Source organism: Zoogloea sp. LCSB751, assembly GCF_002028455.1.
Lineage (GTDB): Bacteria > Pseudomonadota > Gammaproteobacteria > Burkholderiales > Rhodocyclaceae > Zoogloea.
Genome location: NZ_MWUM01000304.1, coordinates 1 through 261 on the forward strand (window position 1 = coordinate 1; position 261 = coordinate 261).

General features: G+C 50.6%; 1 pseudogene. It reads right to left on the reverse strand.

Annotated elements, in window-relative coordinates:
* Positions 1-261: pseudogene (locus tag B4920_RS26730) on the reverse strand (Holliday junction branch migration DNA helicase RuvB); the annotation flags it as partial.

Consider the following 261-nt stretch of genomic DNA (forward strand, 5'->3'; position numbering starts at 1 on the left):
CTTCGCCATCGACATCGAGTAAATTGAGCGCCAGCTCAGCAACATGTTGAGTCACAGCACCATCGTGTTGCACTTCGGCATAATCACGCACCCGCCGGAGTAATCGATTGGCAATCCTTGGTGTACCGCGCGAACGTTTGGCAATTTCAGTTGCGCCCTCACTATCAATGGCTAATCCCATCACTTGGGCAGAACGGGTCACAATGGTGCTTAAATCTTTGACATTATAAAACTCAAGTCGCAGCGGGATGCCAAAACGCG